This window comes from Streptomyces longisporus (assembly GCF_039532765.1).
GTDB classification, from domain to species: Bacteria; Actinomycetota; Actinomycetes; order Streptomycetales; family Streptomycetaceae; genus Streptomyces; species Streptomyces longisporus.
The window spans coordinates 70,953-83,996 of the sequence record NZ_BAAASG010000016.1 but is presented as its reverse complement, the minus strand read 5'-3'; the positions used below and the strand labels follow the sequence as shown (position 1 = coordinate 83,996).

General features: G+C 69.5%; 13 protein-coding genes. 8 read left to right on the top strand and 5 right to left on the bottom strand.

The window, feature by feature from the left end:
- The first annotated feature begins 82 nt into the window (after positions 1 to 82).
- Entirely contained in the window at positions 83 to 1,621 is a 1,539-nt protein-coding gene (gene hutH, locus ABD355_RS32385) for a histidine ammonia-lyase (RefSeq protein ID WP_344404692.1), read from the top strand.
- A gap of 62 nt (positions 1,622 to 1,683) precedes the next feature.
- On the opposite strand, the gene ABD355_RS32380 is transcribed toward hutH, so the two are convergent.
- Together ABD355_RS32380 and ABD355_RS32375 are read right to left on the bottom strand one after the other, a co-directional pair.
- Positions 1,684 to 2,496, bottom strand: a complete 813-nt coding sequence (locus ABD355_RS32380; protein ID WP_344404433.1) for a hypothetical protein — start codon at positions 2,494 to 2,496, stop codon at positions 1,684 to 1,686.
- 42 nt (positions 2,497 to 2,538) lie between these two features.
- Entirely contained in the window at positions 2,539 to 2,853 is a 315-nt protein-coding gene (locus ABD355_RS32375) for a hypothetical protein (protein WP_344404432.1), read from the bottom strand.
- Positions 2,854 to 2,962: 109 nt separating this feature from the next.
- Here ABD355_RS32375 and ABD355_RS32370 point away from each other — a divergent pair, with 109 nt between their 5' ends.
- From ABD355_RS32370 to ABD355_RS32350, 5 genes are all read left to right on the top strand, one after another.
- Positions 2,963 to 3,316, top strand: a complete 354-nt coding sequence (locus ABD355_RS32370) for a hypothetical protein (protein ID WP_344404431.1) — start codon at positions 2,963 to 2,965, stop codon at positions 3,314 to 3,316.
- A gap of 166 nt (positions 3,317 to 3,482) precedes the next feature.
- Positions 3,483 to 4,751, top strand: coding sequence for a L,D-transpeptidase (locus ABD355_RS32365; protein WP_344404429.1), 1,269 nt, complete (start codon positions 3,483 to 3,485; stop codon positions 4,749 to 4,751).
- Positions 4,752 to 4,885: 134 nt separating this feature from the next.
- Entirely contained in the window at positions 4,886 to 6,346 is a 1,461-nt protein-coding gene (locus tag ABD355_RS32360) for an ABC transporter permease (protein WP_344404428.1), read from the top strand.
- 241 nt (positions 6,347 to 6,587) lie between these two features.
- Positions 6,588 to 7,271 carry an ABC transporter ATP-binding protein gene (locus ABD355_RS32355; protein WP_344404427.1) on the top strand — a complete coding sequence of 228 codons (684 nt, stop codon included), beginning with the start codon at positions 6,588 to 6,590 and terminating at the stop codon, positions 7,269 to 7,271.
- A 352-nt stretch (positions 7,272 to 7,623) separates the two neighbouring features.
- Positions 7,624 to 8,394 (top strand): group II truncated hemoglobin, encoded by a 771-nt coding sequence (locus tag ABD355_RS32350; protein WP_344404426.1) that lies wholly within the window; start codon positions 7,624 to 7,626, stop codon positions 8,392 to 8,394.
- 123 nt (positions 8,395 to 8,517) lie between these two features.
- On the opposite strand, the gene ABD355_RS32345 is transcribed toward ABD355_RS32350, so the two are convergent.
- Positions 8,518 to 9,429 carry a helix-turn-helix domain-containing protein gene (locus ABD355_RS32345; protein WP_344404424.1) on the bottom strand — a complete coding sequence of 304 codons (912 nt, stop codon included), beginning with the start codon at positions 9,427 to 9,429 and terminating at the stop codon, positions 8,518 to 8,520.
- Between the two features lie 171 nt (positions 9,430 to 9,600).
- On the opposite strand from ABD355_RS32345, the gene ABD355_RS32340 reads away from it, so the two are divergent.
- Both ABD355_RS32340 and ABD355_RS32335 read left to right on the top strand, forming a co-directional pair.
- Entirely contained in the window at positions 9,601 to 10,641 is a 1,041-nt protein-coding gene (locus ABD355_RS32340) for an NAD(P)-dependent alcohol dehydrogenase (protein ID WP_344404422.1), read from the top strand.
- A 131-nt stretch (positions 10,642 to 10,772) separates the two neighbouring features.
- The gene (locus ABD355_RS32335; protein WP_344404421.1) at positions 10,773 to 11,156 is read left to right on the top strand and encodes a VOC family protein; all 384 of its coding nucleotides are present in this window, start codon (positions 10,773 to 10,775) and stop codon (positions 11,154 to 11,156) included.
- Between the two features lie 9 nt (positions 11,157 to 11,165).
- Here the strand turns inward: ABD355_RS32335 and ABD355_RS32330 are convergent, their stop codons facing one another.
- Together ABD355_RS32330 and ABD355_RS32325 are read right to left on the bottom strand one after the other, a co-directional pair.
- The gene (locus ABD355_RS32330; protein WP_344404420.1) at positions 11,166 to 11,903 is read right to left on the bottom strand and encodes a Type 1 glutamine amidotransferase-like domain-containing protein; all 738 of its coding nucleotides are present in this window, start codon (positions 11,901 to 11,903) and stop codon (positions 11,166 to 11,168) included.
- Between the two features lie 30 nt (positions 11,904 to 11,933).
- Complete coding sequence (locus ABD355_RS32325) at positions 11,934 to 13,040, bottom strand: serine hydrolase domain-containing protein (protein WP_344404419.1); 1,107 nt, start codon at positions 13,038 to 13,040, stop codon at positions 11,934 to 11,936.
- Positions 13,041 to 13,044: the final 4 nt, after the last annotated feature.

The window sequence follows — 13,044 nt, the reverse complement described above, 5'->3', positions numbered from 1 at the left end:
GGCTGAAGAGTTCTGTAAGGGGCTTACCCGCGACCCGGTAGTGACATCTTCGTCTTCACTGCGTACGCTCCTGAATATGGATATGCACACTGTGGTGGTGGGGACGTCCGGGGTGACCGCGTCCGACGTTCTTGCCGTGGCGCGCGGCGGTGCCCGGGTCGAGCTTTCCGCGGAGGCGGTGGCGGCTCTGGCCGCGGCCCGGGAGATCGTGGACGCGCTGGCGGCCAAGCCCGAGCCCGTCTACGGCGTCAGCACCGGCTTCGGGGCCCTGGCGACCCGGCACATCAGCCCGGAACTCCGCGCTCAGCTGCAGCGCAACATCGTCCGCTCGCACGCCGCCGGCCTCGGGCCGCGGGTGGAGCGGGAAGTCGTACGGGCCCTGATGTTCCTGCGGCTGAAGACCGTCTGCTCGGGGCACACGGGCGTGCGGCCCGAGGTCGCGCAGACCATGGCCGACGTGCTCAACGCCGGGATCACCCCGGTCGTCCACGAGTACGGCTCCCTCGGCTGCTCCGGAGACCTCGCTCCTCTGTCCCACTGCGCCCTCACGCTCATGGGCGAGGGAGAGGCGGAAGGACCGGACGGCACCGTGCGCCCTGCCGGCGAGCTCCTTGCAGAGCACGGGATCGCCCCCGTCGCACTGCGGGAGAAGGAGGGCCTCGCCCTTCTCAACGGCACCGACGGCATGCTCGGCATGCTGGTCATGGCCCTCGCCGACCTGGAAGCCCTCTACAAGTCCGCCGACATCACGGCCGCTCTGTCCCTTGAGGCGCTGCTCGGGACGGACAAGGTGCTCGCCCCCGAGCTGCACGCCATCCGCCCGCACCCCGGGCAGGGCGCCTCCGCCGCCAACATGCTGGCCGTACTGAAGGGTTCGGAGCTCACGGGGCACCACCAGGACGACGCGCCGCGCGTCCAGGACGCCTACTCGGTGCGCTGCGCCCCGCAGGTCGCCGGCGCCGGACGGGACACCATGGCGCACGCCCGGCTGGTCGCCGAGCGCGAGCTGGCCTCGGCCGTGGACAACCCGGTCGTCCTGCCCGACGGGCGCGTCGAGTCCAACGGCAACTTCCACGGCGCCCCGGTGGCGTACGTCCTGGACTTCCTCGCCATCGCCGCCGCCGACCTCGCCTCGATCGCCGAGCGGCGCACCGACCGGCTGCTCGACAAGAACCGCAGCCACGGTCTGCCGCCGTTCCTGGCCGACGACGCCGGTGTCGACTCGGGGCTGATGATCGCCCAGTACACGCAGGCCGCGCTGGTCAGTGAGATGAAGCGGCTGGCGGTACCGGCGTCCGCGGACTCGATCCCCTCCTCCGCCATGCAGGAGGACCACGTCTCCATGGGCTGGTCGGCCGCCCGCAAGCTCCGTACGGCCGTCGACAACCTCACGCGCGTGGTCGCCATCGAGCTGTACGCCGCCACCCGCGCCATCGAACTGCGCGAGGGCCTGGCGCCGGCGCCCGCCTCGCAGGCCGCCATCACGGCCGCGCGCGCGGCGGGGGTCCAGGGCCCCGGTCCGGACCGGTTCCTGGCGCCCGACCTGGCCGCCGCGGACGCGTTCGTGCGCGAGGGGCATCTGGTCGCCGCGGTGGAGCGAGTGACGGGACCGCTCGCCTGACCGCTCCGGTAGGTACGAGGCCGCCGCCGCTGTCTTTCCCCGGCGGCGGCCCTCCCTGCATGTCAGCTCTGGGCGAGCTTGGTCGCCTGGGCCTTGACGATCTCGGCGGGGACGCCGTACTTGTCCTGCTTGCCGGCCAGGGCCGCCAGGCTGATCGAGTAGTAGGTGGCGACCGTGGAGCCGTGTCGCACCACCTCTGCGTGCACCGTCGTCGTGTCGCCCTCGGTCTTGCCGGTCACGGCGAACGCCACCGACTCGTCACCGCTGCCGGAGGACTTCTCCTCGGCGACCTTCGTGAACTTCTGCGTGTCCTGGCCCTTGGCGGAGACCGTGAAGCCGTTCGCGCAGCCGCTCACCGCGTCCGACACCGACTTCATCGTGTCCTGGGCGCCCCCGCCGTCGTACGAGGACAGCGAGACGATCGTCAACTTGGACTCCAGGACGTCCTGGAGGCCGTTCATCGCGGCGTCGAGGTCCTTGTCCGAGGTGCCCGTCGGTGTGGGCTTGTCGCTCTTCTCCGTGGCCATCCGGTTCACGTACGCGCTCGTGTCGCCCGGCGCGAACCCGGTGAGGACGTAGGCGAGCGGTGCGCACTTCGCGTCCGCCACCTTCACCTGGTCCTTGGACGCGGCGAACTTGCCGCCGGTGTCCGCGGACTTGACGTCGTAGCCGTCGAGGTCCGCCCCGCTGATGATGAGCTTGTTCAGCTCGGCCGCGCTGAGCGCCTTCGCGGCCGCAGTCGACGAGGAGGCCGAGTCCTTGGAGCCGGAGCCCCGGGAGTCGTCCGCATTCCCGCCGCAACCCGTGATGAGGGCGAGCGACAGAACGCTCACGGCAGCCGTGGCGCCCGCGCGCACCCTCGATGATCTCTTCATGGGCGGACTATGAAGGTGACGTCAAGGAAACGTCAAGCGAATTCAAAAACCGAGGCGCTCCCGGCGCACCGAATACGCCACGAATCCGGCGCCGATCCCGAGGAAGACGGTGCCGCCGACGACGTAAGGAGTGGTGTCGGGGCTTCCCGTGTCGGCGAGTTGGGCCTGGGCGCCGGAGCCGTCCGTGGTCTCCGAGACGGCCCGCGCCTGCGCTGTGACCTGCGAAACCGGGGCCGCGGACGACGCTGTTCTCGCCGGTTCTTCCCCGGTCGCCTTGGCGGAGGGAACGAACCACAGGGCGCACAGGACGGTGCCTGCGGCGGTGGCGGTCAGCAACGGACGTCGAGCGGATGACACGGAATATCGATCCCCTTGTGGCGCTGGCGAATTGGCCGTGTGGGGCGATGTTAGTGAAAGGCGCGGGTCACAGGAAAGTCACGGGAGCCCCGGGCCTTACGCTCCGGGCATGAACACTGAAGAGACATCACGTTTTGTCCGCCTTCGCGTGGAACTCGTCCTCGAAATCGAGGACCCCGGCGAACTGACCAAGGCGGCGCTGCGGCGTCTCGCCGACGACACCGACATGCCGGCCGACGAGCGGGCGCACGCCGAGGGTGCTGTGACGGAAGACACGGCGGAGGCCCTGGCTTCTCTCGTCGACCCGTTCGACCTGGTGAGCGAGGTGCCCGGGGTCGACCTCGCGCAGGCCTCCTGGTCGAGCGAGCCCATCGACTACGACCCCGATTCGCCGGACTGGGACCTGGACGAGGATGATGTGGACGAAGACGACGAAGACGAGGGGGCCGACGGCGTCTCCTGAGCGGCTTGGGCAAACGTGACCCCGGGTGGCGACCGCCGTCCGGGGTTTTTCTTCGCCTCCGACGTGGTGTGCCCCACACCTACGGGACATGTGGAACGGGACGTACCGGCCGTAGCGTTGAAGTTCGTTGACGGGGCTCTCGGGGCTTTTTGGGGATACGGCAACAATGGAGAAGCGTGTGATGACGAACAGTAAGCGGCGCAGGGGCCTGACGGTCGCGTCCGCACTGCTCGGCGGGGTTCTGGTGCTCTCGGCCTGTTCCGGCGGTGGTGGCGGCGACGCCTCCGGCAGCAAGGGCAAGGACACCTCGCAGGCCAAGGCCGACGAGGCGGCGGCCCAGAAGGCGTCCGAGGCGGACATCAAGATCACGCCGAAGGACGGCTCCGACAACGCCTCCATCAACAACTCCGCGGCCGTCACCGTCAGCAAGGGCACGCTCACGAACGTGACCATGACGACCGAGAGCGGCACCGCCGTCGCCGGCACGCTCTCCGCCGACAAGACCAGCTGGAAGCCGAACGCCCAGCTGGAGCGCTCGACCACCTACAAGGTCGCGGCGGTGGCGAAGGACTCCGCCGGTCGCGTCGCGCACGAGAACGCCTCGTTCACCACGGTCGCCCCGGCCAACAGCTTCATAGGCACCTTCACTCCGGACAACGGCAGCACCGTCGGCGTGGGCATGCCGGTGTCGATCAACTTCGACAAGGCGATCACCAACAAGGCCGCGGTCCAGAAGGGCATCACGGTCTCCTCCAGCAGCGGCCAGGAGGTCGTCGGCCACTGGTTCGGCGCCAACCGCCTCGACTTCCGCCCCGAGAACTACTGGAAGGAGAACTCCACCGTCACGCTGAAGCTCGCGCTCGACGGTGTCCAGGGTGCCTCCGGTGTCTACGGGGTGCAGCAGAAGACGGTCACCTTCCACATCGGCCGCAACCAGGTCTCGTACGTCGACGCCAAGACCAAGCAGATGAAGGTCACGCAGGACGGCAAGGTCGTCAAGACCATCCCGATCTCGGCCGGTTCGCCCGAGCACACGACGTACAACGGCATCATGGTGATGTCCGAGAAGTACAAGCAGACGCGTATGAACGGCACGACCGTCGGCTTCACGGACAACGACGGCAAGGCCGAGTACGACATCAAGGACGTGCCGCACGCCATCCGCCTCACCAACTCCGGCACCTTCCTGCACGGCAACTACTGGGGCGCGAAGTCCATCTTCGGCTCGGTGAACACCAGTCACGGCTGCGTGGGCCTCTCCGACACCAAGGGCGCCAACGACACCAGCACGCCGGGCTACTGGATGTACAGCCACTCGATCGTCGGTGACGTCGTGGTCGTCTCCAACACCGGCGACAAGACCGTCCAGCCGGACAACGGCCTCAACGGCTGGAACCTGAGCTGGGCGGACTGGAAGGCCGGTTCGGCCATCTGACCCGCTGCCGGTCCACAGCTCTCCGATGCCGCCCCCAGGGGCGGCATCGGTGTTTCCGGGCCCTGCAAGCCTTCTCATGCATCTTTTATCAGGGCCTTATCGAGTCATCACGGGGCGTCCCTAGCTTGCGGCGCATGTTCTTCACCTACCTGAGGCGCGAACTGCGCCGCCGCAGAAAGGCGGCCCTCGTCGTCGCCTCCGGTCTTGCCCTCGGCATCGCGCTCGTCATCGTGGTCAGCTCCGTGTCGTCCGGCATGGGCAAGGCGCAGGACAAGGTCCTCCAGTCGTTGTACGGGCTGGGAACCGACATGACGGTCACCAAGGCGGCGACGCCGACGGCCGGCAGCTCCCAGCGTCCGCGCTTCCAGTTCGACGCGCGGGCCAACGGCGACGACTCGACACAGAGCAGCGACCGGGTCATGGTGCAGGGCTTCACGACCCTGGCCGCCTCGACCGTCAGCGAGGTCGGGGACCAGAAGGGCGTCTCGTCCGCGGTGGGCGGGCTGAGCCTCAACGTGGTGAAGGTCAACGGGCAGTTCACCCGCGGGCAGTTCCAGCAGAACCAGAACTCCGCGGGCGGCCAGGCCGGCCGCGGCGCAGGTGGCGGCACCGGGCAGCCGCAGGGCGAGGTGCGGGGCGGGGGCGCCGACTTCGACATCAACCAGTACACGGTCTACGGCACCGACGTCACCAAGACCGCGCTCGGCCCGCTGACCTCGTCGAAGATCACCAGCGGCCGTACCTTCAAGACGACCGAGATCGACGCCAAGGTCGTGGTGGCGGACTCCGCGTACGCCAAGGAGAAGAAGTACAAGGTCGGTTCGACCGTCACCATCAAGAACGTCAAGTTCACGGTGATCGGCATCGCGACCGCGGACAGCGGGGACGCGGCGGCCAATCTCTACATCCCGCTGCAGCAGGCGCAGACGCTGGCCGGCGAGAAGAACAAGATCACCACGGTCTACGTCAAGGCGACCGACTCCCAGCAGATCGACTCCGTCAAGTCGACCATCCAGAAGAACGTCTCGGGTACGACGGTCACGACGTCCGCGGACCTTGCGAAGACGGTGTCCGGGTCGCTGTCCACGGCGTCCTCCCTCGCCACGAATGTCGGCAAGTGGCTGTCGATCGCCGTGCTGGTGGCCGCGTTCCTGGTGGCGGGGCTGCTGACGTCCGCTGCCGTTTCGCGGCGGGTGCGGGAGTTCGGCACGCTGAAGGCGCTGGGGTGGAAGTCGGGGCGGGTGACCCGGCAGGTCGTCGGCGAAGCCATGGTCAACGGGCTGTTGGGCGGTGTGCTGGGGATCGCGCTGGGCCTGGCCGGGGCGTACGTCGTGACCAGCGTCAGCCCCACGCTGCAGGCGCAGTTGGGGAGTGGCGGCGGTACGGACGGGCCCGGTGGTCCCGGGGGCGGCTTCGGCGGGCCCGGGCGGCGGGCGGCGAAGACGCTGGAGGTTGCGCTGACGGCGCCGGTGAGCGTGACGACCATTGCGCTCGCGGTGGCCCTCGCGGTGGCCGGGGGTCTGATTGCCGGTGCCTTTGGAGGCTGGCGGGCGTCGCGGTTGCGTCCCGCGGATGCCCTTCGCCGCGTCGAGTAGCCGACGTGGGCTGCGGCTGGGGAGGGGTGGGTGCGCTCAGCCCACGTGTGCGGGGTGCCGCTCTCTTCGGGTCGGGAGCCGCCCCTGGCGGCACGACTGCCCGCAGCTACGGCGGTTCTGCACGCCTGCCGGGCAGCTGCAACGGGCTTGAGGGGCGCGGGGAACTGCGCGACCAGCCGCCACCCACCCGCAGCCGAACAACGACACGCACCACCCCCGAACCCCACCCAGGAGTCACCCCATGTATGAGCTGAGAAACCTCACCAAGCGCTACACCCGAGGCAAGGACACCATCCACGCCCTCGACGGAGTCGACCTCTCCATCGCCGACGGGGACCGCCTGGTCATCCAGGGCCCCACCGGCGGCGGCAAGTCCACCCTCCTGCAGATGCTCGGCGGTCTCGACCGCCCCACCTCCGGCGAAGTAGTCCTCGACGGCACCGACCTGGCCGGCCTCTCCGAGGCCAGGCTCACAAACGTCCGCAGCGAGAACATCGGCTTCGTCTTCCAGTCCTTCAATCTCATCCCCACCCTCACCGCACAGGAGAACGTCGAAACCGCTCTCGTACCCCTCGGAGTGAAGGGGAAGGAGCGGCGCGAGCGGGCCGCCGAGGCGCTGACCTCGGTCGGTCTCGGCGAGCGGCTGGGACACCTGCCCGGCGAGATGTCCGGAGGACAGCAGCAGCGCGTCGCCATAGCCAGAGCACTCGTCAAGCAGCCGAAGGTGCTGCTCGCCGACGAACCCACCGGAAATCTCGACGAGTCGATGCGCGACGAGATCATGGAGGTGCTGGAGCGCATGTGGAAGGAGCTCGGACTGACCTTCATCATGGTCACCCACGACTCCGCGATCGCGAAGAAGGCCCCGCGGCTGGCGACGATCCGCAAGGGCAAGCTGACCGTCAAGGAGAACGCGGGCGCGTAACCGCACGGAAAGACAACGGCTTTGGGACCGGCTCGTAACCGTCCCCAGGGCCGTCTCCTACCTTCCTCCTCCGTTGCGACGACGTCCGCCGTGGCCCTTGCGGCGGGCATGTCCACCGGCAAGCTGGACCAGCGGCTGTTCGACATCACCGCGCTCAACAAGTCCGCGACCCGCAAGTCCCAGGCAAGGGCCTGAAGGTCATCGTCGGCTACCAGGGTGCGGCGACCGCCGCGAAGGCCGACGTCCGCTACAACGCGTACGACGCCAGGTGAGCCGCGGGTTCGCTGAGCGCTGAGCAAACCGCCCGCCGGAAGTACAGCTTCCGGCGGGCGGTCCGTGTTTCCGTGGGCACATGACCACACAGACCGTCGAGTACATCCGCTACCGCATCCCAGAAGACCGCTCGGCGGAGTTCCTCGCCGCCTACACACGGGCCGCGGGCCAACTGGCCGCGGCACCGCAGTGCGTGGACTACGAACTCGCGCGCTGCGAGGAGGACTTCGAGCACTACGTCCTGCGCATCACCTGGACGTCGACCGAGGACCACGTGGAGGGCTTCCGCAGCTCGGACCTGTTCCCCGACTTCCTCGCGGAGATCCGCCCCTACGTCGGCAACATCGAGGAGATGCGCCACTACAAGCCGACGACGGTACGCGGTACGGGCTCCTCGCTGCCGACGCTGTACGACTGGGCCGGGGGCGCCGCCGCCTTCACCCGTCTGACGTCGGTCTTCTACGACAAGGTCCTCAAGGACGACCTCCTCGCCCCGCTCTTCGCCGACCTGGCCGCCGACCACGCCGAACACGTCGCCCTCTGGCTCGGCGAGGTCTTCGGCGGCCCCGCCACCTACTCCCTCACCCAGGGCGGCCACGGCCACATGGTCGCCAAACACCTCGGCAAACACATCACCGAGGCACAGCGCCGCCGCTGGGTCAACCTCATCCAGGACGCGGCGGACGAGGCCGGCCTTCCGACGGACGCCGAGTTCCGGTCGGCGTTCTTGGCGTATGTGGAATGGGGGACAAGGCTGGCGGTGTACTTCTCCAGCCCGGACGCAAAGCCGCCGACGGAGCAGCCGGTGCCGCGGTGGACGTGGGGGACGATGCCGCCGTACCAGGGGTGACGCCTTTCAGCGCCGGTGCGTGTTTCCAGCCCGTCCGGCGTTTTGAGGACGAGTCCGTTCAGGCCGGAGCGGGGGTCTGGGGCGGCAGCCCCCAGCAGGGACGCGCCAACCGCCGGGCACAGCTCAGGAAGACGTCGCCGACTGCCCCGCCCGAGTGGCGTCCGCCCCCCAACTGGCCAGCAGCCGCAACGCCTCCGCCGACGCGGACCCCGGCTCGGCGTGGTACGTCGTCAGCGCCTGACCGTCGTCATCGGCCGACCGGAACGACTCGAAGTGGAGCGTCAGATCACCGACCAGAGGGTGGTGCAGACGCTTGACCCCGTAGCCCTTCTCCTTCACGTCGTGCGTGGCCCACAGCCGCCTGAACTCCTCGCTCTTCACGGAGAGTTCGCCCACCAGCGCGGACAGCCGCGGGTCGTCCGGATAGCAGCCCGCGTCCATCCGCAGAAAGCTGACGACGTCGCTGGCCTTCTGCTCCCAGTCGACGAACAGCTCCCGGTACTCCGGCCGCAGGAACACCAGCCGCGCCCAGTTCCGCTCCTGCGCCGGCAGCTCCCCCCAGTCGCCGAAGACGGCCGCCGCCATCCGGTTCCACGCGAGGATGTCCGCACGCCGCCCGGAGATGTACGCCGGCACCCCGTCCATGGAGTCCAGCAGCTGCCGCAGCGCACCCCGCACCTGCTGCGACCGCGCCGCCGGCTTCTTCTTGTGCTGCTTCGGCTTGGCGAGATGCGTGAGGTGCGCATGCTCGGCGTCCGTCAGCCGGAGCGCCCGCGCGATGGCGTCCAGCACCTCCGCCGACACGTTCCGCCCGTTGCCCTGCTCCAGACGCGTGTAGTACGCCACCGAGACACCCGCCAGCTGCGCCAGCTCCTCGCGGCGCAGCCCGGGCACCCGCCGGTGCCGGCCGAAGTCCGGCAGCCCCACGTCCTCCGGCTTCAGCCGGGCACGCCGGGTGCGCAGGAACTCGCTGAGCTCGGCACGCCGGTCCAGCGCCCCCGCGGGCTCGGGTACGGGATGGGGCTGTTCGTCCATGCCTCAAGTATTCACTGTCGTACGCCCACCATCCTGACCCCGCCAGTGGTAGGCACAGCGGACGTACGCAGAAGCGTGGGCTGGGTGAAGTCCCTGCGGTCCGGCATGCTGAACGACATGCCCGGTCAGAAGGCAGCCGGGCGCGTAACCACTGCTAGGAGACCCCTCGGCATGACCACTGTCGCCGCTTACGCCGTCCCCGCCGCGAAGGCTCCGCTGGAGCGCACCACCATCGAGCGCCGCGAGGTCGGTGAGTTCGACGTCCTGATCGACATCAAGTTCGCCGGTATCTGCCACTCCGACATCCACCAGGCGCGGGAGGGCTGGGGCGAGGCGATCTTCCCGATGGTCCCCGGTCACGAGATCGCGGGCATCGTCTCCGAGGTCGGCTCGGGCGTCACCAAGTACCAGGTCGGCGACCGCGTGGGCGTCGGCTGCCTGGTCGACTCCTGCCGGGAGTGCGAGAGCTGCAAGGCCGGCGAGGAGCAGTACTGCACCGGCGGCAACGTCGGCACGTACAACTCGATCGGCAAGGACGGCGAGCCCACCTACGGCGGCTACGCGGAGAAGGTCGTCGTCGACGAGAACTTCGTCGTCCGCATCCCCGACGCCCTGTCGCTGGACGTGGCCGCACCGCTGCTGTGCGCCGGCATCACCACCTACTCCCCGCTGAAGCACTGGAACGCCGGCCCCGGCAAGAAGGTCGCGATCCTCGGCATGGGCGGCCTCGGCCACATGGGCGTCAAGATCGCCCACGCCCTCGGCGCCGAGGTCACGGTCCTCTCGCAGTCCCTGCGCAAGAAGGACGACGGTCTGAAGCTGGGCGCCGATCACTACTACGCGACCAGCGACGAGCAGACCTTCAAGGAGTTGCAGGGCTCCTTCGACCTGATCCTCTCCACGGTCTCGGCGCCGCTCGACTTCGGTGCTTTCCTGTCGCTGCTGAAGCGGGACGGCGCGCTGGTGAACGTCGGCGCCCCCGAGGAGCCGATCGCCCTCAACCTCTTCTCGGTGATCGCCGGCCGCAAGACCCTCGCCGGCTCCATGATCGGCGGTATCGCCGAGACCCAGGAGATGCTCGACTTCTGCGCCGAGCACGGTTTCGGCGCCGAGATCGAGGTGATCAGCGCGGACCAGATCAACGAGGCGTACGAGCGGGTGCTGACGAGCGATGTCCGCTACCGCTTCGTGATCGACACCGCGACGATCTGACGCGTCCGGCAGGTGGGGCCCCGGCGGAAGGCGACGCCGGGGCCTCTCATGTGTGGTTCCTGGACGCCGTTCTGAGGCGAGCCTTACCTGTTTGCCCTTCGGAGTATCTTGGGCGTGAGGAGGCCCACACGATGAACGTGCAGCTGAACCACACCATCGTCGCCGCCCATGACAAGAAGGCGTCGGCCCAGTTCCTCACCGACATCCTGGGGCTGGAGCCCAGCCCGCCGTTCGGCCCCTTCATCCCCGTCCAGATCCCGAACGGCGTGACCCTCGACTACATGGAGACGGACGGCGACATCACGCCCCAGCACTACGCGTTCCTGGTGTCCGAGGACGACTTCGACACCATCTTCGGCCGTGTCCAGGACGCCGGGCTGACCTACTGGGCGGACCCGTACCACCACCGCCGCGGAGAGATCAACCACAACGACGGCGGGCGGGGCGTGTACTTCGACGACCCCAACGGCCACAACCTGGAGATCATCACCAGGCCGTACGGCAGCGGGAGTTGACCCGCCGGTTCACTCGGCGGCAAGGAACTCGCCGGCCCCGTAGGACCGTACGAGAACGCTCCCGTCGGTGGACGGTTGCACGGAGTGCGCGCGTCCGAGCCCCGAGACCCGGGCGCGTCCGTCCGCGCCGACCTCCACGACCGTGTTCTCGTCGATCGCCACGCCGTGCGGGATTCCGTGCCGTGCGACCGCGGCGATCATGCGCGGCAGTGTCCCCCACTGCGCGGCGTGCGCCTCCACGGAGAAGGGGACCAGCCCCAGCCCGGGCCGCACTTCGATCTCCTCCAGGTCCTCGGCGGTGTCCTCGTGGCACACGGGTACGCCGTCGTCGAGCCACCCTCCGACGAGAGCGTGCCGCGCGGCGAGCGCCGCCCCGGCGGAGAAACCGGCGTAAGGAATGCCGAACTCGGCGAGGGCGGACCGCAGTTGGTCCAGGCGCCCGGCGAACGCGTCCTGATACGCGGGCGTCAGCCCGCCGCAGACCAGCAGCCCGTCGAGATCCTGGACGCGGTCCGGGGCGAACTCCCCGCCGAGCGGCACCAGCAGTGGTACGGGGCTGCAGTCGGCGACCTTCCGCAGCACGGCGTCGTACCGGCCGAACTGCTCGCTGCCGTCCCCCTCGTCGAGCACGACGCAGCCGATGCGCGGCCCGGTGGCCGCCCGCAGGAACCGCCCGTAGACGGCATGCGCGGCCGTCGCGTCCCAGCCGCCCCCGATCAGGAACGTACGACTGCCACGGCTGCCCATCACTGCCCCCACATTCTCCCCGTCCGCCCGTCAGGCCCGCAGGCCCACGAGACCGTCGTAGGCGGACATGACGATCTCCAGCCCCCGGTTGTCGTCGGCGGGTTCGCGCATCTGGTTGGTCACATACGCCACCACCATCCGGGCCTCGGGTTCGATCATCACCATCGACCCGCCCCAGCCGCCCCACCCGTAGGTGTTGCCGAAGAGCCCGTAGCCCAGGCCCCAGCGCACCGGCATGCCCAGCACCCGGTCGTCGCCGCTGAACTGCTCCTCCCAGGCACGCTCGCACCCGGCCTGCGACAGCAGCCGCACTCCGCGCAGTGTCCCCCCGCAGGCCATCGCCGACTGTACGAGCGCGACCGACCGGGCGTTGCCGAAGCCGCTCGCCGCGGGGATCTGCGCACGGCGCCAGGCCACGCTGTTGCCGTCCCGGACCCGGATGGCGGTCCCGGCGGCGGGCGTCGAGCCCCGGCCCGGCGCACTCGCGGCGTACTCCTCGTCCCGTCCCGGCGGCGGCACCGTCAGCGCGACGCGCCGGTCGTGCTCGGCGGCCAGCCCGATGTGGAAGTCGGCCCCCAGCGGCCCGGCGATCTCCTGAGCGAAGAACTCGCCCACGCTCCGCCCGCTGATCCGCCACACCACCTCGCCCACGAGGAACCCCTGGGTGAGCGAGTGGTACCCGGCCGCGCTGCCCGGCTCCCACTGCGGCGCCTGTGCGACGAGCCGTGCCGTGGCGGACGCCCAGTCGTAGATCTCCTCGACCGGACCGTCCCAGTCGGGCAGACCGGCGGTGTGCGAGAGCAGATGCCGCACCAGGACCCGCTCCTTGCCCGCCGCGGCGAACTCCGGCCAGTACCGGGCCACGGGTGCGTCCACGTCGAGCTCGCCGCGGTCGGCCAGGACGAGCGCGCACAGCGCCGTCATGGTCTTGGTGACGGAGAAGACGCCCACGATGGTGTCCCGCTCCCACGGCACGGTGCGCTCGGCGTCGGCGAACCCGCCCCAGACGTCCACCACCGGCTCGCCGTCCACGAAGACGGCCACCGAGCCGCCCGTGTCCCCGGCGTCCAGCATCTCCGCCAGCCGATTGGGCACCGCGGTGAACAGACCGTCGTACGAGCCCTGGATGTCAGCCATGGGT